Source organism: Pseudomonas sp. MHK4, assembly GCF_054600775.1.
Window position 1 is genome coordinate 81,569 of record NZ_BAAIAK010000003.1, and the last position, 25,143, is coordinate 106,711.

Here is a 25,143-nt window from a genome sequence, read left to right on the forward strand (position 1 = left end):
GTGTGCGGGTTACATCCTCGATCCCAGCACTCTCGCATAAACATCCACTATGGAATGCCGCGAACACATGAAGCGCAAGAACATTCTTTTCATCATGGCCGATCAAATGGCCGCGCCAATGTTGCCCATCTACGGCCCATCGCCCATCAAGCTGCCCAATCTGAGCCGCCTCGCCGCCGGCGGGGTGGTGTTCGACAGCGCTTACTGCAATAGCCCGCTGTGCGCGCCCTCGCGCTTTACCCTGGTCAGCGGTCAGATGCCGAGCAAGATCGGCGCCTATGACAACGCAGCGGATTTTCCTGCCGATGTGCCGACCTATGCCCACTACCTGCGCCGCCTCGGCTACCGCACCGCGCTGTCGGGCAAGATGCATTTCTGTGGCCCGGACCAGTTGCACGGTTATGAAGAACGTCTGACCAGCGATATCTACCCGGCCGACTATGGCTGGGCGGTGAACTGGGATGAACCGGACGTGCGTCCAACCTGGTACCACAACATGTCGTCGGTACTGCAGGCAGGCCCCTGCGTGCGCACCAATCAACTGGATTTCGACGAAGAAGTGGTGTTCAAGGCCCAGCAGTACCTGTTCGACCACATCCGCGAGGATGGCGACCAGCCGTTTTGCCTGACTGTCTCGATGACTCACCCCCACGACCCGTACACCATTCCCAAGGCGTTCTGGGACCTGTACGACGACGCCGACATCCCGTTGCCTGTTACACCGGACCAAGCCGGACTCGATCCGCACGCACAGCGCTTGCTCAAGGTCTATGACTTGTGGGACAAGCCATTGCCTGTGGATAAAATTCGCGACGCGCGCCGTGCCTATTTCGGTGCCTGCAGCTATATCGACAGCAACGTCGGCAAACTCCTGCAAACGCTCGAGGATACCGGGTTGATCGATGACACCATCATCGTATTCTCCGGCGACCACGGCGACATGCTCGGCGAACGTGGCCTCTGGTACAAAATGCACTGGTACGAAATGGCCGCTCGTGTGCCGCTATTGATAAGTGCCCCCGGGCAGTTCGACGCAGGCCGGGTCAGCGCGTCGGTCTCCACCGCCGACCTGTTGCCGACTTTTGTCGAACTGGCTGGCGGCGCCCTCGAACCGGGCTTGCCGCTCGATGGCCGTTCGCTGGTGCCGCACCTGCAAGGGCAGGGCGGTCACGACGAAGTATTCGGTGAATACATGGCCGAAGGCACCGTCGGCCCGCTGATGATGATTCGCCGTGGCGCCTACAAATTCATCTACAGCGAAGACGACCCTTGCCTACTCTTCGATGTGAACAATGACCCGCGGGAGCTGGAAGAACTCAGCCAGTCGCCGCCATATCGCCAGCTGTTCGACGATTTTCTCGCCGAAGCACGGGCTAAATGGGACATTCCGGCGATCCACCAACAGGTGCTCGCGAGCCAGCGGCGTCGGCGTTTCGTCGCCGATGCCCTGACCATCGGCAAGCTGAAGAGCTGGGATCACCAGCCGCTGGTGGATGCCAGTCAGCAGTACATGCGCAACCACATCGACCTCGACGATCTGGAGCGTAAAGCACGTTATCCACAACCCTGCCAAAACCAATAATCTCAAGGGGAAGTCCATGCAAAGGTTATCCACAGTACTGACGGTCGGGCTCCTGGCTCTGGGCAGTGCCTCGGTGTATGCCGATCAGAGTTGCGAGACGGTGAAGATGGCCGATCCGGGCTGGAGCGACATCGCCGCGACCAATGCCATCACCGGGTTTCTGCTGGACGGCATGGGCTACAAGGCCAAGGTCGACACCCTAGCTGTGCCGATCACCTTTGGCGGGCTCAAGGATGGCCAGGTGGATGTTTTCCTTGGTAACTGGATGCCGGCGCAGCAGGGCTTCTACGACAAGTTCGTCGCCACCGGTGACGTCACGCAACTGGCGAAGAACCTCGATGGCACCGAGTTCACCCTCGCTGTACCGGATTACGTCTGGGACGCGGGTGTGCATAACTTTGCCGACCTGAACAAGTACGCCGACAAGTTCGACCACAAGATCTATGGCATCGGCTCTGGCGCACCGGCCAACATCTCACTGCAAGAGATCATCAAGAAAAATGATTTCGACATGGGTCAATGGAAACTGGTGGAATCCAGCGAGCAGGCCATGCTGGCGGAAGTGTCCCGGGCGGTGAAGAAGCAGAAGTTCGTGACCTTCCTCGGCTGGACGCCGCACCCGATGAACGTACAACTGAAAATGCATTACCTGAAGGGTGGCGAGAAATACTTCGGTGATACCGGAAGCGTCCATACGCTGACCCGCAAAGGTTATGCACAAGCCTGCCCGAACGTCGGCAAGCTGCTCACCAACCTGAGCTTCACCCAGGAAATGGAGAACAGCATCATGGCCGAGGTGGTGAACAAAAAAGTCAGCAACGCGGATGCGGCCAAGGCGTGGATAAAGGCCAATCCCGCCGTGCTGGACAAGTGGCTCGATGGGGTGAAGACCGTGGATGGCAAGGATGCGTTGCCTGCTGTAAAAGCCAGGCTTTGAACCCTGTAGGAGCGAGCTTGCTCGCGAAAAACCTGAGGACAACGCGGGGCTCTGGACAACCTGCGTTATCGTTAACCTCCATCGCGAGCAAGCTCGCTCCTACAGTGTCTGGTGCTGATACCCTTATGCAAAACCCAACCCGAGAGGACCCATGGCCCTTCCCAGCCGCCATTCACTCTTCCCATTCCTATCATGGTTACCCCGGCAAACCCGCGCCAGCGTCGGTCGTGACCTGGTCGTCGGCCTTAGTGGCGCAATTCTCGCGTTACCGCAATCCATCGCCTACGCACTGATTGCCGGCCTTCCACCGGAGTACGGCTTGTATGCGGCGATTATCCCGGTGTTGATCGCTTGCCTCTGGGGCTCGTCTTGGCATTTGATCTGCGGTCCTACGGCGGCCATCTCCATCGTCCTGTACGCCAGCGTCAGTCCCCTGGCCGTTCCGGCGACCCAGGACTACGTTACCCTGATCCTGTTGCTGACCTTCCTGGCCGGGATTTTCCAGTGGCTGCTGGGATTGCTGCGCTTTGGTGCGCTGGTCAATTTCGTCTCGCATTCGGTGGTGCTTGGCTTCACCCTCGGCGCGGCGGTGGTGATTGCCGTCGGCCAGTTGCCCAACCTGCTGGGTCTGGACCTGCCCAGCCAGGCCACCGCCCTGGACAGCTTCATCACCTTGTTCAGACACCTGGGGGAAGTGGATAAACCCTCGCTCATGCTCGGATTGGCCACCGTCGTGGTAGGCGTGATCCTCAAGCTGTGCCTGCCGCGCTGGCCGACCCTGTTGATAACCCTGGTACTGGCTGCCGTGCTGGTCTGGCTCTGGCCATCGATGTTCGGTCATGTGCAGTTGGTCAGCGCCTTCACCGGCCAGTTGCCGCCTTTGAGTTCGCTGCCACTGGACCTCGACCTGATCCTGCGCCTGCTGCCCAGCGCCGTGGCGGTCGGCATGCTGGGGCTGGTCACCAGTTTGTCGATTGCCCGCTCGATATCGGCACGTTCGCAGCAACTACTCGACGCCAACCAGGAAGTTCGCGCCCAAGGCCTTTCGAACGTCGTCGGTGCGTTTTTTTCCGGGTCGCTCTCGGCCGGCTCGTTCACCCGTTCGGGCCTGAGCTACGAAGCGGGAGCCTGTTCGCCATTGGCGGGGATCTTTTCAGCCTTGTGGGTGGCGCTGTTTGCGATTTTTGGCGCGAGCCTGATCGCCCACATTCCCATTCCGGCCATGGCCGGCAGCATTTTACTGATCGCCTGGGGCCTGGTGGACCATCGGGGTATTCGTGCGTTGCTGCGGGTCAGCCGCGCCGAGTTCGTGGTGATGGGCCTGACGTGTATCGCCACGCTGCTGCTGGAACTGCAGACGGCGATCTATGCCGGGGTGTTGGCGTCGCTGTTCTTTTACCTCAAACGCACCTCGCAACCACGGGTGCAGCATTTACGCGACGGCGATGAAGACATTCTGCGGGTCGGCGGCTCGATCTTTTTCGGCGCCAGCCATTACCTGCAAGTACGCCTGCAACGCATGCACGGGGCACGCGTGGTGATCGAGGCGCAGCAGATCAACTTCATCGACTATTCAGGGGTGGAGATGCTGCACCAGGAAGCGCGGCGGCTATTGCGCCAGGACCGCAGCCTGACCCTGCGCCGGGCCCGGCCGCAGGTGGTGGAGGAGCTGAGAAAGCTGGAAGGGGCAGAAAAATGCCCGATCCGCTTTGAGGATTGAAACCCTTGTAGGAGCTGGCTTGCCAGCGAAGGCGTCCTTGAGTACGCCAAAAGCTTCGCGGGCAAGCCCGCTCCTACAGGGATTGTGTCAATTGCCGACGAAGCTCCGCCAACACCGGCGCCGTATCCGGGCGCACTCCACGCCACAGGAAGAACGCCTCCGCCGCCTGCTCGGCCAACATCCCCAGCCCATCCATCGACACTGCCGCGCCGTGTTCGCTGGCCCAGCGGCAGAACGAAGTCGGCTCCTTGCCGTACATCATGTCGTAGCACAGCGTCTTGCCCGGCTCGATCAGGCTTGGCGCAATCGGCGGCACATCGCCCGTCAGGCTCGCGGACGTCGCATTGATGATCAGGTCCACCGACTCCTGCAGCCAGTCATAACCACTGGCCGCTACCGGGCCCAGATCGCAGAACAGTTCCGCCAGCAACTCGGCCTTGTCCACCGTACGGTTGGCGATGATCACCGAAGCCGGCTGCTCGGCCAGCAACGGCTCCAGCGCACCGCGCACAGCGCCACCGGCCCCCAGCAGCAGGATGCGTTTGCCCTTGAGGCTGAACCCGGCGTTGACCGTCAAATCCCGCACCAGCCCGGCGCCATCGGTGTTGTCGCCCAACAAGGTGCCGTCGTCCAGCTTGCTCAGGGTGTTCACGGCACCGGCCCGTTGCGCCCGAGCCGTCAGGCTGTCCGCGAGGCGAAAGGCGTCTTCCTTGAACGGCACCGTCACATTCGCGCCACGACCTTCGAGGAAAAACGCCCGGGCACAGCCGGAAAAATCATCGAGGGGCGCCAGCGAAGTGCTGTAGTCGAGTTTTTGCCCGGTCTGCGCGGCGAACAGGCGATGAATCAGCGGCGATTTGCTGTGGCCAATCGGGTTACCGAAAACGACATAACGGTCCATCAACATTCCTCTTCAGGCCTGGGCCAACCAATCGCGGTCTTGCAGGAAGTACTCGGTCAGGCGCGCTTCTTCGCTACCCGGCTCGGCTTTCCAGTCATAACCCCAGCGTACCTGCGGTGGCAGCGACATGAGGATCGACTCGGTGCGGCCACCCGATTGCAGGCCGAACAGGGTGCCACGGTCGTAGACCAGGTTGAACTCGACGTAGCGCCCACGGCGGAACTCCTGGAACTCCCGCTGTTTGGCGGTGTAGGCAGCGTTCTTGCGGCGCTGCACGATCGGCAGGTACGCGTCGATGTAGGCGTCACCGATGGCCCGCATGAACGCGAAGCTGGTGTCGAAGTCCCACTCGTTCAGGTCATCGAAAAACAGGCCGCCGATGCCCCGGGGCTCGTGGCGATGCTTGATGTGGAAATAACTGTCGCACCAGGCCTTGTAACGCGAGTAGACGTCCGCACCGAACGGCGCACAGGCCTGCTCGGCGACGCGGTGCCAGTGCACGCAGTCTTCTTCATTGCCGTAGTACGGCGTCAGGTCGAAGCCGCCGCCAAACCACCAGACCGCCTCTTCACCTTCTTTCTCGGCGATGAAAAACCGCACGTTGGCGTGGGAAGTCGGTACATGCGGGTTGTGCGGGTGGATCACGAGCGACACGCCGAGGGCCTCGAAGCCACGCCCGGCCAGTTCCGGCCGATGGGCGCTGGCCGACGGCGGCAAACCGCTGCCGAAGACGTGGGAAAAGTTGACGCCGCCCTTTTCGATCACCGTGCCATTTTCGACCACTCGTGTGCGTCCGCCACCGCCGGCAGGCCGGGTCCAGGCATCTTCGACGAAGCGCGTGCCGCCGTCTTCGGCCTCCAGGGCAGCGCAAATACGGTCTTGCAGATCGAGCAGGTAGGCTTTTACGGCCTCGGTGCGGGTAGTCATGGCATCACCTTGGATCGGGCAAAGCTACGCGGCGCTCCAGCGGAGCTGAGCCTGCGCAAATGGGCGCGTAGCATAACACCGCCAATGCGCTCGTCGCAGTTGACGAAGATCACGCTTCGGAGCCAGATAGCGCACTTGGTACAACGATCTCAGGAGAGTGCAGATGGCAAAGCGTATCCAGTTCCGTGCCCACGGTGGCCCCGAAGTACTTGAGTATGTGGACTACCAACCTGCCGAGCCCGGCCCGCAGCAGGTCCGCGTGAGCAACAAGGCCATCGGCCTGAACTTCATCGACACTTATTACCGCAGCGGCCTCTATCCGCCACCGGCCCTGCCATCGGGTCTCGGCTCGGAAGGCGCGGGCGTGGTCGAGGCGGTTGGCAGCGAAGTGACCCGGTTCAAGGTCGGCGATCGCGTGGCTTACGGCAGCGGCCCGTTGGGCGCCTACAGCGAGGTTCACGTGTTGCCCGAGGCCAACCTGGTGCGCCTGCCGGACGCCATCAGTTTCGAGCAGGCCGCCGGTGTGATGCTCAAGGGCCTGACCGTGCAGTACCTGCTGCGCCAGACCTACGAACTCAAGGGTGGCGAAACCATCCTGTTCCACGCCGCTGCCGGTGGCGTCGGCTCCCTTGCCTGCCAATGGGCCAAGGCCCTGGGCGTGAAGTTGATCGGTACGGTGAGTTCGGCAGAGAAAGCCGCGCTGGCCAAGGGCAATGGTGCCTGGGCGACCATCGACTACAGCCATGAAAACGTCGCGCAACGCGTACTGGAATTGACTGACGGCAAAAAGGTCCCGGTGGTGTACGACGGCGTCGGCAAGGACACCTGGCTGACCTCGCTCGACAGCGCAGCGCCTCGTGGGCTGGTGGTGAGCTTCGGTAATGCGTCCGGGGCGGTGGACGGGGTGAATCTGGGGATCCTGGCGGGCAAAGGCTCGTTGTACGTCACCCGGCCGACACTGGCGACCTACGCCAACAATGCCGAGAACCTGCAGCGCATGGCCGATGAGCTGTTCGAGATGATCATCAGCGGCAAGCTGACAGTGGACATCAGCCAGCGTTATGCATTGGCGGACGCAGCGAAGGCGCAGACCGAGTTGTCGGCGCGGCGTACGACCGGGTCGGTTGTTTTGTTGCCTTGACTGACGCCATCGCCAGCAGGGCCAGCTCCCACATTGGATCTGTGTGGGAGCTAGCCCTGCTGGCGATGGGCGCACCTCGGTCTCAATCCGGGCGCACCACATGCCCGGTCGCCAGATCCCGGATAACACTCGGATTCTTGCGCCCCCCCAGGTTCCCGCCCAACACCAGGTCAACCTGCCCCCGGAAGTACTGCTCGACGCGAATCCGCGTGCGCGCCGCCGGCCGGCCCTGTGGGTTGGCGGACGTCGACACCAGCGGCCCGACCAACGCGCACAAATCCCGCACCTGAGGGTGATCGCTGACCCGCAACGCCACCGTTTCATGCACACCGGTGATCCATTCCGGCAACATGTTCTGATGCGGCACCAGCCAGGTGTTCGGCCCCGGCCAGGTACTGGCCATGCGGTCCATCCATAGCTCGGGGAAGTCTTCAAAAAGGAAGTCGAACTGGCGGATATTGTCGGCGACCAGGATCAGGCCCTTCTCCACGGACCGCCCCTTGATCAGCAGCAAACGATCCACTGCCTCTTCATCCCACGGGTCGCAACCCAGCCCCCAGACTGCTTCGGTTGGGTAGGCAATCACCGCCCCTGCGCGAATTGCTCGTGCGGCTTGCTGCACACGCCAACTGTTGACCATGAAAAACTCTCCAGAATAAGGCTCTGCGCAGTTTACCGTTCTTCGTTGTAAAACCTAGCTTACCCGCGCAAACCAGCGCCCGTTTTCACAGACAGCGCGGCCGTCCATTTCCAGTTCCGTCAACGTCGCCAGGACCTTGGGCAAAGTCCAGCCACTGGCATCGGCCAGCGCTTCACTGGTGTGGGGGGCGGCGTGGAGCAGCGTCAGCAGCGGATGGCTCGTTGCCGCCGCCGGTGTTTCCATTGAAAACGGCAGCTGCTGCCAGCCACGCAAGGCCTCGAGGATATGCTCGATGGTTTCCACCAGCACGGCGCCGTCGCGGATCAGCTGATGGCAACCGCGAGCGCCGGGATGATGAATCGACCCTGGAATCGCAAAAACTTCGCGCCCTTGCTCCGCCGCCAGCCGGGCCGTGATTAATGAACCACTGGCAACACTGGCTTCAACCACCAGCACGCCCAGGGACAATCCGCTGATGATCCGGTTGCGTCGGGGGAAGTTGCTGGCGCTGGGAGCGGCGTCCAGCGGAAACTCCGAAAGCACCGCGCTGCCCGACGCGATCATGGCGTCCGCCAGGCGCCGATTGCGCTGTGGATAAAAATTTTCAAGACCCGTGCCAAGTACCCCGACCGTTCGCCCGCCAACGTCCAGTGCCGCCTGATGCGCCGCAGCATCGATCCCCAGAGCCAGGCCGCTGGTGATGACGAATCCGGCACCGGCCAGGCTGCGGGAAAACGCGGCGGCGGTGTCCATGCCTGGCCGTGAAGCACGCCGGCTGCCGACCATCGCCAGTTGCGGTTTTTCCAGGATCTGCGGATCGCCCGCGACGAACAGCAGCGGTGGCGCATCGCTGATTTGCGCCAGCAGCGCCGGGTACTCAGGCTGGTCCCACATCAGCAAATGCTGGCCCTGACGCTCTAGCCAGGCCAATGCATGGCTGGCGCCGTCACGAATTTCCGGGGCGCGCCGGGCCTCGCAACACACCAACGGCAAGCCCAGTGCTCGCCACGCACTGGCCGGTGCACTGATGGCTTTGGACGCCGAACCAAAGGCTTCCAGCAATTTCCTGAAACGTGCCGGGCCAAGTTCGGGCAGACGGTGCAGGCGTAAACGGGCTTCCAGTTCCGCAGGGGAAACCGGTGTAACAGCGGGTATCGACATGGATCATCCTTGATCGTTATGAGCCCCCGTCGAAACGGGAATAAGCTGTGGATAACTCTGTTGGTAACTTGTGAAGCGAGCTAAGGATTTTGCACCTTGTCCAGCACTGCCAAGGAACGTGACGCATTGAGCACCAGCCCATAACTGAGCTTGTCGTAGGTGCGGAAAACCATCAGCAGGCCGGCGCGCTCATCCGGAATTTTCAGTGGCTGGCCGGTGATCCGGTCGCGCACGGTTTCGCCGGTTTTCATCACCGCCAACACATTCCCTTCGGCCAGGCCGTCGCGTTGCCCCTTGTTCAGGGTGACCACGTCCAGCGCACCGATCTGCGTGACCCCACGTGGCACATCGATGATCAGGCCATTGACCTGGGTCTCGGGAGCGCTGGGCATGAAGGTCGAATTGATCGAGCGTTCTTCGCCGCTGAACAGGCGGTCGCCGAGACGCACCTCCTGGGTCGTGCGTTGCAGCGCCAGCGTCGCGACATCGCCTTCGGTAGCGACGATCTCGCCACCGCCAATGTCATCGGCGTTGATACCGAGGAACTCCTGGGTCTGCGGATCGGTGTAGACCTTGCCCTGGCGGAAGATGCCGTATACCGATTGAGCCGGGTCGAAGTGGCCGCGGGCGAAGATACGGTCGCCGGTGCCGCTGAGTACGCGCTCGGCATCACCGGCAACGATATAGGGCGCCTGGTCGAATTCCTCGGCCTTGTCGACGATGCGGTTGCTCAGCAAAAAGCTGTTGATCGATTTCAGCGGGATGCTCGGGATGGCATCGGCCACCGGGCGGCTGCGCACCCGAGGTGAAAGCTTGATGGTGCCCCGCGAGGCGCCGCGATTGAGGGTCAGTCGCGGCTGACCGTTGACGTAGACGAGCGATAGCGTGTCACCGGGGTAGATGAGATTTGGATTTTCAATCTGTGGATTGGCCTGCCAGAGTTGCGGCCACTGCCACGGTTCACGGAGATATTTTCCCGATATGTCCCAGAGTGTGTCGCCCGTTGCCACGGTGTACTGCTGTGCAAAACCCTCCCTGAGTTGCACTTGCCCGTGCGCAAAACCGGCCGAGGCCAGGAGCAGCAGGGCGAGTAGTGATTTCCTCATGCGATGAATCCCTTTATTATGTGCATTCGCGTGAAACGCAGAGCCCTCGGTGGCTCGCTCCCGGCTTGCTGATGAAAAGAAGGGAGCTACGTTTTACACCGGTAGCCTGCATCTTCGGAGCGGCCAGGCCATCGATCCGACCTTACTTCACACGTGCAGTAATCAAAGCTTATGGCCATTTTAAACATCCTCGAATTCCCTGACCCGCGCCTGCGTACGATCGCCAAGACAGTGACCGTAGTGGACGACGAAGTGCGTCAGCTGGTCGATGATATGTTTGAAACAATGTATGAAGCGCCAGGCATCGGCCTCGCCGCGACCCAGGTCAACGTGCACAAACGTATCGTCGTGATGGACCTCTCCGAAGACCGCAGCGAACCACGGGTGTTCATCAACCCCGAGTTCGAGTCCCTGACCGACGAGATGGAGCAATACCAGGAAGGCTGCCTCTCGGTACCGGGCTTCTACGAAAACGTCGATCGCCCGCAAAAGGTCAAGGTCAAGGCCCTGGACCGCGACGGCCAGCCTTACGAACTGATCGCCGAAGGCCTGCTCGCCGTTTGCATCCAGCACGAATGCGACCACCTGAACGGCAAATTGTTCGTCGACTACCTGTCCACGCTCAAACGCGACCGCATCAAGAAGAAACTGGAAAAGCTTCACCGCCAGAACGCTTGATGCCCTCTTCAAAGGCTTGCCGCGGCAAGCCTTTTTCTTTTCAAGATGCTTTGTAATCGAGAGCTTTCATGACTGAGCCACTGCGCATTGTCTTTGCCGGCACCCCGGAATTCGCCGCCGAACACCTCAAGGCCCTGCTCGACAGTCCTTACGAGATCGTTGCGGTCTACACCCAACCGGATCGTCCGGCGGGCCGCGGGCAAAAGCTGATGCCGAGCCCGGTCAAGCAACTGGCCCTGGAGAACAATATTGCGGTGTTGCAACCGCCGACCTTGCGCAACGCAGACGCCCAGGCTGAATTGGCCGCGCTGAAGCCGGACCTGATGGTGGTGGTTGCCTACGGCCTGATCCTGCCGCAGGTGGTGCTGGATATTCCGCGCCTGGGTTGCATCAACAGCCACGCATCCTTGCTGCCGCGCTGGCGCGGTGCGGCGCCGATCCAGCGCGCCGTCGAAGCCGGTGACAGCGAAAGCGGCGTGACGGTGATGCGCATGGAAGCCGGCCTCGACACCGGGCCGATGCTGCTCAAGGTCATCACACCGATCAGCGCCCAGGACACCGGTGGCAGCCTGCACGACCGTCTGGCCGAAATGGGTCCGCCTGCCGTGGTCCAGGCAATTGCCGGCCTCGCCGCCGGCACCCTGGAAGGTGAAGTGCAGGACGACAGCCTCGCCACCTACGCTCATAAATTGAACAAGGACGAGGCGCGCATCGACTGGACGCGTCCGGCGGTCGAGCTGGAGCGCCTGGTTCGCGCTTTCAACCCCTGGCCGATCACCCACAGCACACTCAACGGCGAAGCGTTGAAGGTGCTGGCGGCGACCCTTGCCGAAGGGCAGGGCGCACCGGGTGAAATTCTCGGCGCCAGCAAGGATGGGCTGATCGTCGCCTGCGGTGAGGAGGCACTGTGCCTGACCCGCCTGCAATTGCCCGGTGGCAAGGCGCTGAACTTCAGCGACCTGTTCAACAGCCGCCGTGAGAAATTCGCCCTCGGTACCGTGCTCGGTCAAGTGGTGGACGCTCAATGAACCCGCGTCTGGCCGCCGCCAAGGCACTCGCCGCTGTCCTGAACGGAAAAGCCTCGCTCAACAGTTCTCTGCCGACGCAACTGGACAAGGTCGAGGACCGTGATCGCGGCTTCACCCAGGACCTGGCGTTCGGCACCGCTCGCTGGCAGCCGCGCTTGTCGGCGTTGGCGGCCAAGCTGCTGCAGAAACCGTTCAAGGCGGCCGACGCCGATGTCGAGGCGCTGTTGCTGGTCGGTCTGTACCAACTGCTCTATACCCGCGTCCCGCCACACGCTGCGATTGGCGAAACCGTGGGTTGCGCCGACAAGCTGAAAAAGCCTTGGGCCAAGGCCTTGCTCAATGCCGTGCTGCGCCGTGCGCAGCGGGAAAGCGAAAGCCTGCTGAGCGAGCTGGAACACGACCCGGTGGTGCGTACGGCTCACCCGCGCTGGCTGCAAAAATCGCTCAAAGCCTTCTGGCCCGAGCAGTGGGAATCCATCTGCACGGCGAACAACGCACACCCGCCGATGATCCTGCGGGTCAACCGCCGCCATCACAGCCGTGATGCCTACCTTGGGCTGCTCACAGGAGCTGGAATCGCCGCCAGCGCCTGCGTCTACAGCCGCGACGGCATTATCCTCGAGGCAGCCGCCGACGTGCGCAGCCTGCCAGGCTTCGCAGAAGGCTGGATCAGCGTGCAAGACGAAGCGGCCCAATTGGCCGCCGATTTGCTCGACCTGGCGCCGGGCCAGCGCGTGCTCGACGCGTGCTGTGCCCCAGGCGGCAAGACCTGCCACATCCTCGAAGCCGAACCGAAACTGGCCGGCGTCGTCGCGGTAGACCTCGAAGCCAAGCGCCTGGTGCGGGTCCGCGAGAACCTTGAACGTCTGAAACTGAGCGCCGAACTGATCGCCGCCGACGGCCGAGACACCGCCACCTGGTGGGACGGCAAGCCTTTCCAGCGCATCCTCCTCGATGCACCGTGCTCGGCCACCGGCGTAATTCGCCGTCACCCGGACATCAAGCTGACGCGCCAGCCCGATGACATTGCCGCGCTGGCGGTGCTGCAAGGCGAGTTGCTCGACGCCCTGTGGCACACCCTGGAAGTGGGCGGCATCCTGCTGTACGCCACCTGTTCCACGCTGCCGACCGAAAACACCGAAGTGATCGAGGCCTTCCTCGCGCGCACACCGGGCGCCCGCGAACTGGACCTGGCCACGACGGCCGGGATCAAGCAGCCCCATGGGCGGCAATTGCTGGCCCAGGAAGGCGGCCACGACGGGTTCTACTACGCCAAGCTGATCAAGATCGCCGCCGCACGCGGTTAAACGGATTCAACGGAGTGACTGGATGAAAATCATCATCCTCGGAGCGGGGCAGGTCGGCGGTTCGCTGGCGGAGCACCTGGCAAGCGAAGCGAATGACATCACCGTGGTCGACACCGACGGCGAACGCCTGCGTGACCTCGGTGACCGGCTGGACATCCGCACGGTGCAAGGTCGCGGTTCGCTGCCGAGCATCCTGCGCCAGGCCGGTGCCGACGACGCCGACATGCTGGTCGCCGTGACCAGCAGCGATGAAACCAACATGGTGGCCTGCCAGGTTGCCCACACCCTGTTCCACACACCGACCAAGATCGCCCGCGTCCGTGAAGCGGCGTACCTGACCCGCACCGAACTGTTCGACAACGAAGCGATCCCGGTGGACGTGCTGATCAGCCCCGAGCAAGTGGTCACTAACTACATCAAGCGCCTGATCCAGCATCCGGGCGCCTTGCAGGTGATCGACTTCGCCGAGGGCAAGGCACAGTTGGTCGCGGTGCGGGCCTACTACGGCGGGCCACTGGTGGGTCAGCAACTGCGTCAGCTGCGCGAACACATGCCGAACGTCGAAACCCGCGTGGCGGCGATTTTCCGTCGCGACCGGCCGATCCTGCCCCAGGGCGATACGGTGATCGAAGCGGACGACGAGGTGTTTTTCATTGCCGCACGGGCGAACATTCGTGCGGTCATGAGTGAAATGCGCCGTCTCGACGAGACCTACAAGCGCATCGTCATCGCCGGTGGCGGACAGATCGGCGAGCGTCTGGCCGAGGCCATCGAAAGCCGTTACCAGGTGAAGATCATCGAGATGAACCCGGCACGCTGCCGCCATCTCTCAGACACCCTCGACAGTACCGTGGTGTTGCAGGGCAGCGCTTCGGACCGTGACCTGTTACTGGAAGAGAACATCGCCGACGCGGACATCTTCCTGGCCCTGACCAACGATGACGAGGCCAACATCATGTCCTCGCTGCTGGCCAAGCGCCTGGGGGCGAAGAAGGTGATGACCATCATTAACAACCCGGCCTATGTCGACCTGATCCAGGGCGGCGACATCGACATCGCCATCAGCCCACAACTGGCGACCATCGGCACCTTGCTGGCGCACGTGCGGCGCGGTGATATCGTCAGCGTGCACTCACTGCGGCGCGGCGCGGCGGAAGCCATCGAGGCCATCGCCCATGGCGATGCGAAATCGAGCAAGGTGATCGGCAAGGCGATCGAGAACATCGGCTTGCCCCCTGGCACCACGATTGGCGCCATTATCCGCGATGAAGAGGTCATTATCGCGCACGATGACACCGTGATCGCAGCGGGCGACCATGTGATCCTGTTCCTTGTGGATAAAAAGCATATTCGCGATGTGGAAAAGCTGTTCCATGTGGGTTTGAGCTTCTTCTGATCAGAATTTTTCGGTGATCAGGCTGGCCTCTTCGCGGGCTTGCTCGCGAAGGCGGCCTCACTAATCCGGATGAACGCCTGACACCCCTAAGACAAGGAATCCACCATGATCGAATCCCTGGAAAAAATGCTCGCCAAGGGTGTGGATAACTCCCTGCTGCGCTTCGGCCTGGGCAAGGGTTATCTGGATCTGGGCGAAAACGCCAAGGCGGTGGAGCATTTCCAGCGCTGCGTCGAATTCGATCCGAAATATTCGGCGGCCTGGAAGCTATTGGGCAAGGCCCATCTGGCCCTGACCGATTTTGCAGCCGCGCGGCAGGCTTGGGAACAAGGCATCGAGGCCGCCATCGCCCATGGCGACAAGCAGGCCGAAAAGGAAATGACGGTGTTCCTGAAGAAGCTCGACCGTCAGGCGCACTGATCAGAGATAACGCAAGCCAATGCCTTCGGCATACAGTTCACAGTTATCCACAGATCATGCCAATCGACTCAATACCAGCGTTCTTCACCCGGTGGACGCTTCTTGAAGCGCTTCATGCTCCACATGTACTGGCTCGGATACGCCCGCACGTAACGCTCGACGACCTGGCTCATGGCTGCGCAGGAGGTGGCGGTATCGGTGCTGTACATCGCTTCGGGCGCGGCTTCCAGGATCACCTTGTAGCCTGAACCGTCCGGCAGTCGCAGGGCGTGGAGGAACACGCCGACCGCCTTGCCGCCAGCGAGCATGTTCGGCACGAACTTGCTGGTCAGCGCCTGGGTGGCGAAAAACGGCACGAAGATCCCGGCGGATTCGGCCGGTTCGGGGTCGGCGGGAATACCCACTGCACCCCCTTTGCGCACTTCCTTGATCACGCTGAGGATGCCTTCCTTGGTGGAAGCGGCGACCTTGTTGCCCAGCTGCACCCTTTGCTTTTGCAGCAATTCATCCACCGCTTTCAATTTCGGCGGGCGATAGAAAATGATCGGTTTGCACTGGCTGCAATAGAAGTGGTTGAGCACTTCCCAGTTGCCCAGGTGACTGGTGATGCCCACTACGCCCTTGCCGGAAGCGAGCGCGTCTTTCAATACGTCGAGGCCTTCCACTTCGCGGACCAGGTCAATGGAACGCTGGGCCGGCCAGATCCAGGCACAGGCGCTTTCGGTCAGGGACTTGCCGATGTCTTTGAGGCTCTGGCCCACCAGGCGCTCACGCTCGGCGGGGTCCATGTCGGGAAAACACTTGGACAGATTGATCCGTACCACATCGCGGGAACGGTTCGGGGTTTTCCACATGACCCAGCCTATCGCCGAGCCCACGGCCTGAACGGCCCGCCACGGGAGCAGGGCAAACAGCCGCAGAGCGCCTACCAGCAAGGCGCCTTTCAACTTATCCACAGGTCACTCCTGATCTTGTGCTGTGCGCGAGGCGGCTATTCTAACCGCCGTTCGCCAGCAGCGCGTAGCGATCGCAATCGAGTGTGTGGTCCATGACCATGCCCGAAGCCTGCATCAGGGCGTAACAAATGGTCGGGCCGACGAAGGTGAACCCGGCTTTTTTCAAGCCCTTGCTCATCTCCAGCGCCTCGGGGGTAATGGCCGGCACTTCGGTGCGATCCTTGAAATGATTGATCTTCGGCACACCGCCGACAAAGGACCAGAGAAATGCCACCGGGTCCTCCAGCGCCATCCAGGCCTGGGCATTGCGCCGGGCCGCGTTGAGCTTGAGGCGATTACGGATGATGCCCGGGTCGAGCATCAATTCATCGATTTCCGTGTCGCTCATCTGCGCCACGCGCTGCACGTCGAAGCCGTACATCACCTGGCGATAGTGCTCGCGTTTGCGCAGCACAGTGATCCAGGAAAGGCCGGCCTGGAACCCTTCGAGCAAAAGCAACTCGAACAGTCCCTGCGCATCGCGTAGCGGCGTGCCCCACTCCTGATCGTGATAAGCCATGTACAGCGGATCTTCGGAACACCAAAAGCAGCGTGGCATAAGGCTCCAGGGGGCGTGCGCAGCAATGAATCGGGTATACTCCCGCTCTTTAAATCGCAGCCCAAGAAACAGGTGAATTTCGTGAGCCAGCCTACGCCAGCCGTGCGTACCTTCCAAGACTTGATCCTCGCCCTCCAGCAATACTGGGCCGAGCAAGGTTGTGTGGTACTTCAGCCCTACGATATGGAAGTAGGCGCCGGCACTTTCCACACTGCAACATTCCTGCGCGCCATTGGCCCGGAAACCTGGAACGCCGCTTATGTGCAGCCAAGTCGTCGCCCGACTGACGGCCGCTACGGCGAAAATCCGAACCGTCTGCAGCACTACTACCAGTTCCAGGTGGTGCTCAAGCCGAACCCGGACAACTTCCAGGAACTGTACCTGGGCTCCCTCAAGCACGTCGGCCTGGACCCGCTGGTCCACGACATCCGCTTCGTCGAAGACAACTGGGAATCGCCGACCCTCGGCGCCTGGGGTCTGGGCTGGGAAGTCTGGCTCAACGGCATGGAAGTGACCCAGTTCACCTACTTCCAGCAAGCGGGCGGCATCGAGTGCTACCCGGTGACCGGCGAGATCACTTACGGCCTCGAGCGTCTGGCCATGTACCTGCAAGGCGTGGACTCGGTCTACGACCTGGTCTGGGCTGACGGTCCGTTCGGCAAAGTGACCTACGGCGATGTGTTCCACCAGAACGAAGTGGAGCAGTCGACCTACAACTTCGAACACGCCAACGTCGAGAAGCTGTTCGAATTGTTCGATTTCTACGAAAGCGAAGCCAAGCGCCTGATCGAACTCGACCAGCCGCTGCCGTTGCCGAGCTACGAAATGGTGTTGAAGGCGTCCCATACCTTCAACCTGCTGGATGCGCGCCGGGCGATTTCCGTGACCGCGCGTCAGCAATACATCCTGCGTGTACGCACCCTGGCGCGTTCCGTTGCGCAAGCCTACCTGCTGGCTCGCGCCAAGCTGGGCTTCCCGATGGCGACCCCGGACCTGCGTGACGAAGTACTGGCCAAGCTGGAGGCTGCACAATGAGTGCTCTGGATTTTCTGGTTGAACTGGGCACTGAAGAACTGCCACCCAAGGCCCTGAACACCCTGGCCGAGGCGTTCCTTGCCGGTATCGACAAGGGCCTGCAAGCTGCCGGCCTGAACTACGAGACCAAAACCGTTTATGCCGCACCGCGCCGTCTGGCGGTGCTGATCACGTCGCTGGCCACCCAGCAGCCGGATCGCAGCATCAACCTCGATGGTCCGCCACGTCAGGCCGCGTTCGATGCCGAAGGCAACCCGACCCAAGCGGCACTGGGCTTTGCCAAGAAATGCGGCGTCGACCTGAGCGAAATCGATCAGAGCGGTCCGAAACTGCGCTACAGCCAGAGCATCGCCGGCAAGCCGACCTCGAGCCTGCTGCCAACCATCGTCGAAGATTCGCTGAACGACCTGCCGATCCCGAAACGCATGCGTTGGGGTGCGCGCAAGGAAGAGTTCGTGCGTCCGACCCAATGGCTGGTGATGCTGTTCGGTGACCAGGTCATCGACTGCACCATCCTCGCCCAGAAGTCTGGCCGCGATTCCCGTGGTCACCGCTTCCACCATCCGGAAAACGTGCGCATCGGTTCGCCGTCCAGCTACCTGGCCGACCTGCGTGCCGCCTACGTGCTGGCCGACGCCAACGAGCGTCGCGACATCATCAGCAAGCGCACCGAAGAGCTGGCCACCCGCCAGGAAGGCACGGCGATCGTACCGCCAGCCCTGCTCGACGAAGTGACCGCGCTGGTCGAGTGGCCAGTACCGCTGGTGTGCTCGTTCGAGGAGCGTTTCCTCGACGTGCCGCAAGAAGCACTGATCACCACCATGCAGGACAACCAGAAGTACTTCTGCCTGCTGGATGCCGAAGGCAAGTTGCTGCCACGTTTCATTACCGTGGCCAACATCGAAAGCAAAGACCCGCAACAGATCATCGCCGGTAACGAGAAAGTGGTTCGTCCACGCCTGACCGACGCCGAGTTCTTCTTCAAGCAAGACAAGAAGCAGAAGCTCGAAGACTTCAACCAGCGCCTGCAAAACGTGGTGTTCCAGGAAAAACTCGGCAGCGTCTACGACAAGGCCGAGCGCGTTTCCAAGCTCGCTGCCTACATCGCTGCGCGCATTGGCGGCAACGCTTCGTGGGCCGCCCGCGCAGGCTTGCTGTCCAAGTGCGACCTGGCGACCGAAATGGTCGGCGAGTTCCCGGAGATGCAAGGTGTCGCCGGTTACTACTACGCCCTCAATGACGGCGAGCCGCAAGACGTCGCACTGGCCCTGAACGAGCAGTACATGCCGCGCGGTGCCGGTGCCGAACTGCCAGCCACCCTGACCGGTGCGGCCGTGGCCATCGCCGACAAGCTCGATACCCTGGTGGGTATCTTCGGTATCGGCATGCTGCCAACCGGTAGCAAAGACCCGTACGCACTGCGCCGTGCCGCATTGGGTGTGCTGCGTATCCTGATCGAGAAGCAACTGGATCTGGACCTGAACGATGCCGTGGCCTTCGCCGTGAATGCGTTCGGTACCAAGGTCAAGTCTGCCGGCCTCAACGACGCCGTGCTGGAATTCATCTTCGACCGCCTGCGTGCGCGTTATGAGGATGAAGGCGTCGACGTGGCAACCTACCTGTCGGTGCGCGCCCTGAACCCAGGCTCGGCCCTGGACTTCGACCAGCGCGTGCAAGCGGTACAGGCCTTTCGCAAGTTGCCGGAAGCCGCGGCCCTGGCGGCGGTGAACAAGCGCGTATCGAACTTGCTGAGCAAGGTCGAAGGCTCGGTGCCGACCGTGGTGGAAGCGAAGTACTTCGACAATGCCAACGAGTTCTCCCTGTACTCGGCGATCCAGCAGGCTGACCAGGCTGTCCAGCCTATGGCTGCGGCGCGTCAATACAGTGAATCGCTGGCACGCCTGGCCGCCTTGCGCGAGCCGGTGGATGCGTTCTTCGAAGCGGTGATGGTCAACGCGGAAGACGCCAATGTCCGCGCCAACCGTTATGCACTGCTGGCGCGTCTGCGTGGGCTGTTCCTCGGCGTCGCCGATATTTCGCTGCTGGGGTAAGACTGTTTGAAACTGCTGATTCTCGATCGGGACGGGGTGATCAATTACGACTCCGACGCTTACATCAAGTCGGTGGAGGAGTGGATTCCACTCCCCGGATCAATCGAAGCCATCGCGCAGTTGAGCAAGGCCGGCTGGACAGTGGCAGTCGCCACCAACCAGTCGGGCATCGCTCGCGGCTATTACGACCTCGCCACCCTGGACGCCATGCACGAGCGCTTGCGCTCGCTGGTGGCCGAGCAGGGTGGGGAAGTCGGGCTTATCGTCTACTGCCCGCACGGGCCGGACGAAGGCTGCGATTGCCGCAAGCCAAAACCCGGGATGTTGAAAAGCATCGCCGCACATTACAACGTATCGCTGACAAATCTATGGTTCGTCGGCGATAGTCTCGGTGACCTGGAAGCCGCCAAAGCCGTCGATTCTCAGCCAGTTTTGGTAAAGACCGGGAAAGGCGAAAAGACTTTGGGCAAGACCCTTCCGGTAGGCACATTGATTTTCGACGATCTGGCGGCGATTGCCGCAGAACTTATCCACAATTAGAGCTCTTTCGAAATCCTGACCAAGGAATGTTCGGGAGTGCGCTTGAACCGTTACGGTAAACGTCGCCATGTCGATACTGCAGGCCATCAGAACCTTCCTCTTTTACCTGCTGCTGGGCACCAGCTCCCTGCTGTGGTGCAGCCTGAGTTTTTTTATCGCGCCCTTTTTGCCGTTCAAGGCGCGCTATCGCTTCATCAACGTCTATTGGTGCCGTTGCGCCTTGTGGCTGAGCAAGGTGTTCCTGGGCATTCGCTACGAAGTGAAGGGTGCCGAGAACGTACCGGCACAGCCTTGCGTGATTCAGTCGAACCACCAGAGCACCTGGGAGACCTTTTTTCTCTCGGCCTATTTCTCGCCATTGAGCCAGGTGCTCAAGCGCGAGCTGCTCTACGTGCCGTTCTTCGGCTGGGCCATGGCCATGCTGCGCCCGATCGCCATCGACCGGGACAACCCGAAAGCGGCGCTCAAGCACGTCGCCAAGAAAGGCGATGAATTGCTCAAGGATAACGTCTGGGTACTGATCTTCCCTGAAGGCACACGCGTTCCCTACGGCACCATCGGCAAATTCTCCCGCGGCGGTACGGCGCTGGCGGTGAATGCCGAGCTGCCGGTGCTGCCGATTGCGCACAACGCTGGCAAGTTCTGGCCGAAAACCGGTTGGAAGAAGAAGCACGGTGTCATCACCGTGATCATCGGCGCCCCGATGTATGCCGAAGGTAGCGGACCACGCGCCATCGCCGATTTGAACGACCGGGTCCAGGCCTGGAACGAGCAGATGCAACGGGAAATGGGCTCTCTGCCACCAGCTCCGCAGGCGCCGGCTGCCAGCGATCAGGCGGTTGTCTGAGCTTCTGTGGATAAGCTGTGTACCGTTTGTGAGAAAAGCGGCGAATTCCGCTCCTAACTTAATGATTTATATAGATATTTCTTAAGCGCTTAAAAAACCGAAAAACGTGCATAAGTTTTTTTCGGGCGCAAAAAAACCGGCTGATATAGCCGGTTTTTTTATGCCTGTTCCACTGTTGTTGCGGACACAAAAAAGGCCAACGCATGACGTTGGCCTTTTTTGTTTAGCGGGTTAACCGGGTGTAGGTGAGCAAAGTTGACCGACTTTGACACATTGGAATATCAGCGGTATACAACAAGATTGGACAAAGTTAATTTCCACTTCGGGAAAAGTTATTCGTCTAAAACCTAACTTCGGCCAATGTTAATCCTCCAACTATTACAGCCGGTATAAAATTGACAGATTGTCAAAACATGAAATCAATTTAAACTAAAATTTTTGCGTATTCAAGTAGAACTGCACGCTGGTAATTGCAGGTACGTCAGCGCTAAACCCTCAATATCTGTCGTAAAGAACATCAACCTTAAACAACTGTACGTATAGACACCTACGATAAGTTGATGAGCATCGCCTTTTAGCGTCTTTAAAATATCGAGAGCCCTCCCCACGACCTGACTGATGGTCATGCCTCGTCACTGTTACGTCACAAATCGTCCCTAGGCTGAATCGAATGGGCCAGGATTTTCCTGACCCAAAGGAGGCCTGCTTGCCCTCTCCAAGCACGCGGATATTTTCAGAAAACTCCTCCGACAGTCCTGTGCCGGCTGCGGAATACGTTCGCATGTCCACGGATCATCAACGCTACTCCACCGAAAACCAGTCGGCGGCTATTCATGCATACGCCATGAGCCATGGCATGGAAATCGTTACCACCTATCGTGATGAAGGGAAAAGTGGCCTAGATATTGGCGGTCGGGATGCATTGCGCACACTGCTTGACGATGTTCAAACCGGAAGGACTCAATTCCAGGTCATTCTGGTCTATGACGTCAGCCGTTGGGGACGTTTTCAGAACACAGATGAGAGTGCTCACTACGAATACCTATGCACCAGCAGCGGCATCAGGGTGGTGTACTGCGCAGAACCCTTCGAAAACGACGGCTCACCACTAGCAACTATATATAAAGGCATCAAACGATCCATGGCTGGCGAGTACAGCCGTGAATTGTCCCAAAAAGTCTTCGCTGGTCAGTGCCGTCTCGTTGAAAAGGGTTTTCACCAAGGTGGGCCAGCAGGCTATGGGTTACGCCGGGCATTGATCGATGAGAAAAGCGAGTTCAAGGCAGAACTCTCACGGGGCCAACAAAAGAGCATCCAGACCGACAGGGTCATCCTAATTCCCGGGCCCGAAGCGGAAATCGAAGTGGTTCAACGCATCTACCACCAATTCATCCACAACGGGATGAGCGAACGAGAGATTGCCCATGCGCTGAACGCTGAAGGTTTGGTCACCGACTTTGATCGCCCTTGGAGCCGGGGCAGCGTGCACCAGGTGCTGACCAACGAGAAATATATTGGTAACAACGTCTACAACAAAACATCCTCCAAGCTACGCAAACGCATCAGTCGCAACCCACCCGACAAGTGGGTTCGCTGTGATGGCGCATTCCAAGGCATTGTTTCACTGGAGGTGTTTGCCGGCGTACGCGAAATCATCTTACAGCGCTCGCACCGCCTGGATGACGCACAACTGCTAGAGCTGCTTCGTACCCTATTAGAGCGGGCGGGCTCATTGTCTGGGATGCTCATCGACGAGCAGGACAACATGCCCTCCAGCACTATCTATATAAATCGCTTCGGCGGCCTTTTACGTGCCTACACCCTTATCGGTTATACACCAGATCGAGATTATCGATATTTGGAGATCAATCGGTCTCTAAGACAGCTGCATCCGCAGGTTCTTGAAGATGTTCTAAACCACTTGAAGTTCGTTGGGGCAAGAGTCGATCTCAGCGATCAGAATGACCTGCTGACCGTTAACAATCAATGGACTGCATCCGTGGTCATTGCCCGTTGCCAACCCACACCGGCTGGAACGCTTCGCTGGAAACTCAGACTCGATAATAGCCTGGCCCCTGACATCACAATTGCTGTGCGCATGGAACAAGCAAACCTTAAAGTACGGGACTATTACCTGGTTCCCAGTATAGACATGGGGACATGGCCAAAAAGAATGGCCGAAGAAAACAGCCCCTTAATAGACAGTTACCGTTTCGCAACGCTGGATGTACTGGATGGGCTTGCTGCGCGTTGCTCCCTGAAAGAGGCTTGCCAATGACCGTCCCATCAACTGTACGTGACCATGTTGCACTCATTCCCATCTCACAAATCCACATCCTGAACCCTCGCACGAGAAACAAGAAGGTTCACCGCGAGCTGATCGAGAATATCAAAACAGTGGGCCTCAAGCGCCCTATCACCCTAAGCCGAAAAGCCTCGCCCCAAGGGCCACTCAACTATGACCTCGTGTGCGGGCAAGGTCGCCTCGAAGCGTTCCTCGCTCTGGAAGCCAAAGAGATTCCAGCATTTGTGATTGATGCTGTGGAAGAAGACTGTCTTGTGATGAGTTTGGTGGAGAACGTAGCTCGAAGGCATCACCGCCCGATAGATCTGATGAACGAGGTCGGTCGTTTGAAGGAGCGGGGCAAGTCAGATGCGGACATCGCAAAAATAATCGGCACCACGGCATCATGGGTCAGCATGATTGTTGGGCTTCTCGAACGGGGAGAAGAAAAGCTCCTGTCGGCGGTTGAAACTGGGCTGATTCCTCTGAGCATGGCCACAGACATAGCCCGCAGTACTGAAAGCGACATTCAAAATGTACTTACTGACGCCTACGAGCGCGGAATAAAAGGAAAGAAAATTACGAAACTACGACACCTTCTCGAGCTGCGGGCCAAGAGGGACAAGCTCGTTCGGGGGAGCTCGCTAGGCGCAGGTAGCCAGAATAAAAAGAAAAGAATAACGCCCGCAGACCTGAGACGCCTGTTCGAACGGGAGGCCGAACGACAACGCCTGATGGTGAAAAAGGCAGCGTTTACCCATGACCGGGTAGTTTTCGCCATTCAGGCTATCAAAGATCTCTTATCCGTCAGTGATTTCGAAAAGCTGCTTTATACAGAGCATCTGAACTCATTGCCGAAACTGATACAGGCCCGACTTTGGAATGGAAGGGGGTTGTGATGCCTGACCCAACACACGAGTCCACTAACCCCAAGCCGAACCACATTCCGACCAATGCTTTTTTGGATGAGTGCGTTCGAGTCAAAGTGGCCAATATTCTACCCCTTAAAATCTCCCGCCCAGCAGTAAAAGAAAGTACCAAGTACCAACAAATTCTCGCTTCGATCCAGGATGTGGGATTGGTCGAGCCTCCGGCTGTTACGCCAGTTCCTGGCCGCAATGGGCATTATTTTTTACTTGATGGCCATCTGCGTATTGAGGCGCTAAAGGATTTGGGCGAGTTAGACGTTGATTGTCTCGTGGCCACTGACGATGACACGTACTCCTACAACAAACGTACGAACAAACTTTCTGCCGTACAAAGCAACAAAATGATTGTGCGCGCGATGGAGCGCGGGGTCTCGGCGGAGCGACTTGGTAAAGCCCTTGGGTTATCACCACAGACAATCAAGCAGAAGTTTCGTCTGCTTAATGGCATTTGTGCGGAAGCCATAATGCTTCTGGGTGACACCGACTGCCCAGCAAACGTATTCAATCTTCTAAGGCAGATGAAACCACTGAGACAAATTGAAGCGGCGGAGTTGATGATTGGAAACAAAAATTTCTCAGTCCTGCTTGCTAAAGCCCTTTTGGCTGCCACGCCATCAGACCAACTGGCAGTACCAAGAAAGTCCCTTCCAGATCAGCAAATTTCAGCGGAATCAATCGCTCGTCTGGAGCGTGAGCTTGCTGCCTTGCAAATGCAGATCAAAACAGTCGAGGAGGACTACGGGCCAGATGTACTTCATCTCACGGTCATCAAAGGCTATCTAACCGAGCTTCTCGCCAACGCTGCAGTTGTCCGGTGGCTGGCCAAGCACCAACCTGAATACCTGAAAGAATTCCAATCCATCGCCGAGCTGACAGAACTACCTTGGGGAAGTGACGAACTAGAAACTGCTCTCCCGGATCCCGCTGCCGAACCGACAAAATAGATCGATTGAGCCGAA

Annotated in this window: 23 protein-coding genes; 16 read left to right on the plus strand and 7 right to left on the minus strand. The window is 59.6% G+C overall.

All coding sequences use genetic code 11. The features are described from left to right. The first annotated feature begins 67 nt into the window (after positions 1-67). The 3 genes from betC to ACYP2Q_RS09025 all read left to right on the plus strand — a co-directional run bounded on the left by betC (position 68) and on the right by ACYP2Q_RS09025 (position 4,239). Positions 68-1,582 (plus strand): choline-sulfatase, encoded by a 1,515-nt coding sequence (betC, locus tag ACYP2Q_RS09015; protein ID WP_459730167.1) that lies wholly within the window; start codon positions 68-70, stop codon positions 1,580-1,582. Positions 1,583-1,598: 16 nt separating this feature from the next. Then, on the plus strand, positions 1,599-2,519 hold the full coding sequence (gene choX, locus ACYP2Q_RS09020) for a choline ABC transporter substrate-binding protein (RefSeq protein ID WP_459730168.1): 921 nt from the start codon (positions 1,599-1,601) through the stop codon (positions 2,517-2,519). A gap of 151 nt (positions 2,520-2,670) precedes the next feature. Continuing rightward, on the plus strand, positions 2,671-4,239 hold the full coding sequence (locus ACYP2Q_RS09025; protein ID WP_459730169.1) for a SulP family inorganic anion transporter: 1,569 nt from the start codon (positions 2,671-2,673) through the stop codon (positions 4,237-4,239). 73 nt (positions 4,240-4,312) lie between these two features. Here the strand turns inward: ACYP2Q_RS09025 and aroE are convergent, their stop codons facing one another. Next, complete coding sequence (gene aroE, locus ACYP2Q_RS09030) at positions 4,313-5,140, minus strand: shikimate dehydrogenase (protein ID WP_459730170.1); 828 nt, start codon at positions 5,138-5,140, stop codon at positions 4,313-4,315. Positions 5,141-5,152: 12 nt separating this feature from the next. Beyond that, positions 5,153-6,067, minus strand: coding sequence for an oxygen-dependent coproporphyrinogen oxidase (gene hemF / locus ACYP2Q_RS09035; RefSeq protein WP_459730171.1), 915 nt, complete (start codon positions 6,065-6,067; stop codon positions 5,153-5,155). Positions 6,068-6,230: 163 nt separating this feature from the next. On the opposite strand from hemF, the gene ACYP2Q_RS09040 reads away from it, so the two are divergent. Further along, positions 6,231-7,208, plus strand: coding sequence for an NADPH:quinone reductase (locus tag ACYP2Q_RS09040; protein WP_459730172.1), 978 nt, complete (start codon positions 6,231-6,233; stop codon positions 7,206-7,208). A gap of 82 nt (positions 7,209-7,290) precedes the next feature. On the opposite strand, the gene ACYP2Q_RS09045 is transcribed toward ACYP2Q_RS09040, so the two are convergent. The 3 genes from ACYP2Q_RS09045 to ACYP2Q_RS09055 form a co-directional block, all read right to left on the minus strand. Next, entirely contained in the window at positions 7,291-7,848 is a 558-nt protein-coding gene (locus tag ACYP2Q_RS09045) for an L-threonylcarbamoyladenylate synthase (RefSeq protein ID WP_459730173.1), read from the minus strand. Between the two features lie 54 nt (positions 7,849-7,902). After that, positions 7,903-9,009: a DNA-processing protein DprA gene (gene dprA / locus ACYP2Q_RS09050; protein ID WP_459730174.1), complete on the minus strand. Its 1,107-nt coding sequence runs from the start codon at positions 9,007-9,009 to the stop codon at positions 7,903-7,905. Positions 9,010-9,089: 80 nt separating this feature from the next. After that, positions 9,090-10,115, minus strand: coding sequence for a LysM peptidoglycan-binding domain-containing protein (locus ACYP2Q_RS09055; RefSeq protein WP_459730175.1), 1,026 nt, complete (start codon positions 10,113-10,115; stop codon positions 9,090-9,092). Between the two features lie 171 nt (positions 10,116-10,286). Here ACYP2Q_RS09055 and def point away from each other — a divergent pair, with 171 nt between their 5' ends. The 5 genes from def to ACYP2Q_RS09080 all read left to right on the plus strand — a co-directional run bounded on the left by def (position 10,287) and on the right by ACYP2Q_RS09080 (position 14,944). Further along, positions 10,287-10,793: a peptide deformylase gene (gene def, locus ACYP2Q_RS09060; RefSeq protein WP_046818630.1), complete on the plus strand. Its 507-nt coding sequence runs from the start codon at positions 10,287-10,289 to the stop codon at positions 10,791-10,793. Between the two features lie 68 nt (positions 10,794-10,861). Then, positions 10,862-11,821, plus strand: coding sequence for a methionyl-tRNA formyltransferase (gene fmt, locus ACYP2Q_RS09065; RefSeq protein WP_459730176.1), 960 nt, complete (start codon positions 10,862-10,864; stop codon positions 11,819-11,821). Beyond that, on the plus strand, positions 11,818-13,128 hold the full coding sequence (rsmB, locus tag ACYP2Q_RS09070; RefSeq protein WP_459730177.1) for a 16S rRNA (cytosine(967)-C(5))-methyltransferase RsmB: 1,311 nt from the start codon (positions 11,818-11,820) through the stop codon (positions 13,126-13,128). The genes fmt and rsmB overlap by 4 nt, the downstream gene beginning before the upstream one ends. Before the next feature lie 22 nt (positions 13,129-13,150). After that, positions 13,151-14,524 (plus strand): Trk system potassium transporter TrkA, encoded by a 1,374-nt coding sequence (gene trkA, locus ACYP2Q_RS09075; protein WP_046818627.1) that lies wholly within the window; start codon positions 13,151-13,153, stop codon positions 14,522-14,524. 105 nt (positions 14,525-14,629) lie between these two features. Continuing rightward, positions 14,630-14,944 carry a tetratricopeptide repeat protein gene (locus tag ACYP2Q_RS09080; RefSeq protein ID WP_459730178.1) on the plus strand — a complete coding sequence of 105 codons (315 nt, stop codon included), beginning with the start codon at positions 14,630-14,632 and terminating at the stop codon, positions 14,942-14,944. A 68-nt stretch (positions 14,945-15,012) separates the two neighbouring features. On the opposite strand, the gene ACYP2Q_RS09085 is transcribed toward ACYP2Q_RS09080, so the two are convergent. After that, the gene (locus ACYP2Q_RS09085) at positions 15,013-15,900 is read right to left on the minus strand and encodes a lysophospholipid acyltransferase (protein WP_046818624.1); all 888 of its coding nucleotides are present in this window, start codon (positions 15,898-15,900) and stop codon (positions 15,013-15,015) included. 40 nt (positions 15,901-15,940) lie between these two features. Beyond that, positions 15,941-16,498, minus strand: a complete 558-nt coding sequence (tag, locus tag ACYP2Q_RS09090) for a DNA-3-methyladenine glycosylase I (RefSeq protein WP_459730179.1) — start codon at positions 16,496-16,498, stop codon at positions 15,941-15,943. Between the two features lie 81 nt (positions 16,499-16,579). On the opposite strand from tag, the gene glyQ reads away from it, so the two are divergent. From glyQ to ACYP2Q_RS09125, 7 genes are all read left to right on the plus strand, one after another. Next, the gene (glyQ, locus tag ACYP2Q_RS09095; RefSeq protein ID WP_003213601.1) at positions 16,580-17,533 is read left to right on the plus strand and encodes a glycine--tRNA ligase subunit alpha; all 954 of its coding nucleotides are present in this window, start codon (positions 16,580-16,582) and stop codon (positions 17,531-17,533) included. Continuing rightward, complete coding sequence (gene glyS / locus ACYP2Q_RS09100) at positions 17,530-19,584, plus strand: glycine--tRNA ligase subunit beta (RefSeq protein ID WP_459730180.1); 2,055 nt, start codon at positions 17,530-17,532, stop codon at positions 19,582-19,584. Before glyQ ends, glyS begins: the two co-directional genes overlap by 4 nt. A gap of 6 nt (positions 19,585-19,590) precedes the next feature. Next, positions 19,591-20,124: a D-glycero-beta-D-manno-heptose 1,7-bisphosphate 7-phosphatase gene (gene gmhB, locus ACYP2Q_RS09105; RefSeq protein ID WP_323607369.1), complete on the plus strand. Its 534-nt coding sequence runs from the start codon at positions 19,591-19,593 to the stop codon at positions 20,122-20,124. A gap of 67 nt (positions 20,125-20,191) precedes the next feature. Beyond that, positions 20,192-20,971: a lysophospholipid acyltransferase family protein gene (locus tag ACYP2Q_RS09110; protein ID WP_459730181.1), complete on the plus strand. Its 780-nt coding sequence runs from the start codon at positions 20,192-20,194 to the stop codon at positions 20,969-20,971. A gap of 670 nt (positions 20,972-21,641) precedes the next feature. After that, positions 21,642-23,249 (plus strand): recombinase family protein, encoded by a 1,608-nt coding sequence (locus ACYP2Q_RS09115; protein ID WP_459730182.1) that lies wholly within the window; start codon positions 21,642-21,644, stop codon positions 23,247-23,249. Then, the gene (locus tag ACYP2Q_RS09120) at positions 23,246-24,154 is read left to right on the plus strand and encodes a plasmid partitioning protein RepB C-terminal domain-containing protein (protein ID WP_459730183.1); all 909 of its coding nucleotides are present in this window, start codon (positions 23,246-23,248) and stop codon (positions 24,152-24,154) included. Before ACYP2Q_RS09115 ends, ACYP2Q_RS09120 begins: the two co-directional genes overlap by 4 nt. Further along, positions 24,154-25,128 (plus strand): plasmid partitioning protein RepB C-terminal domain-containing protein, encoded by a 975-nt coding sequence (locus tag ACYP2Q_RS09125; protein WP_459730184.1) that lies wholly within the window; start codon positions 24,154-24,156, stop codon positions 25,126-25,128. The genes ACYP2Q_RS09120 and ACYP2Q_RS09125 overlap by 1 nt, the downstream gene beginning before the upstream one ends. Positions 25,129-25,143 lie beyond the last annotated feature (15 nt).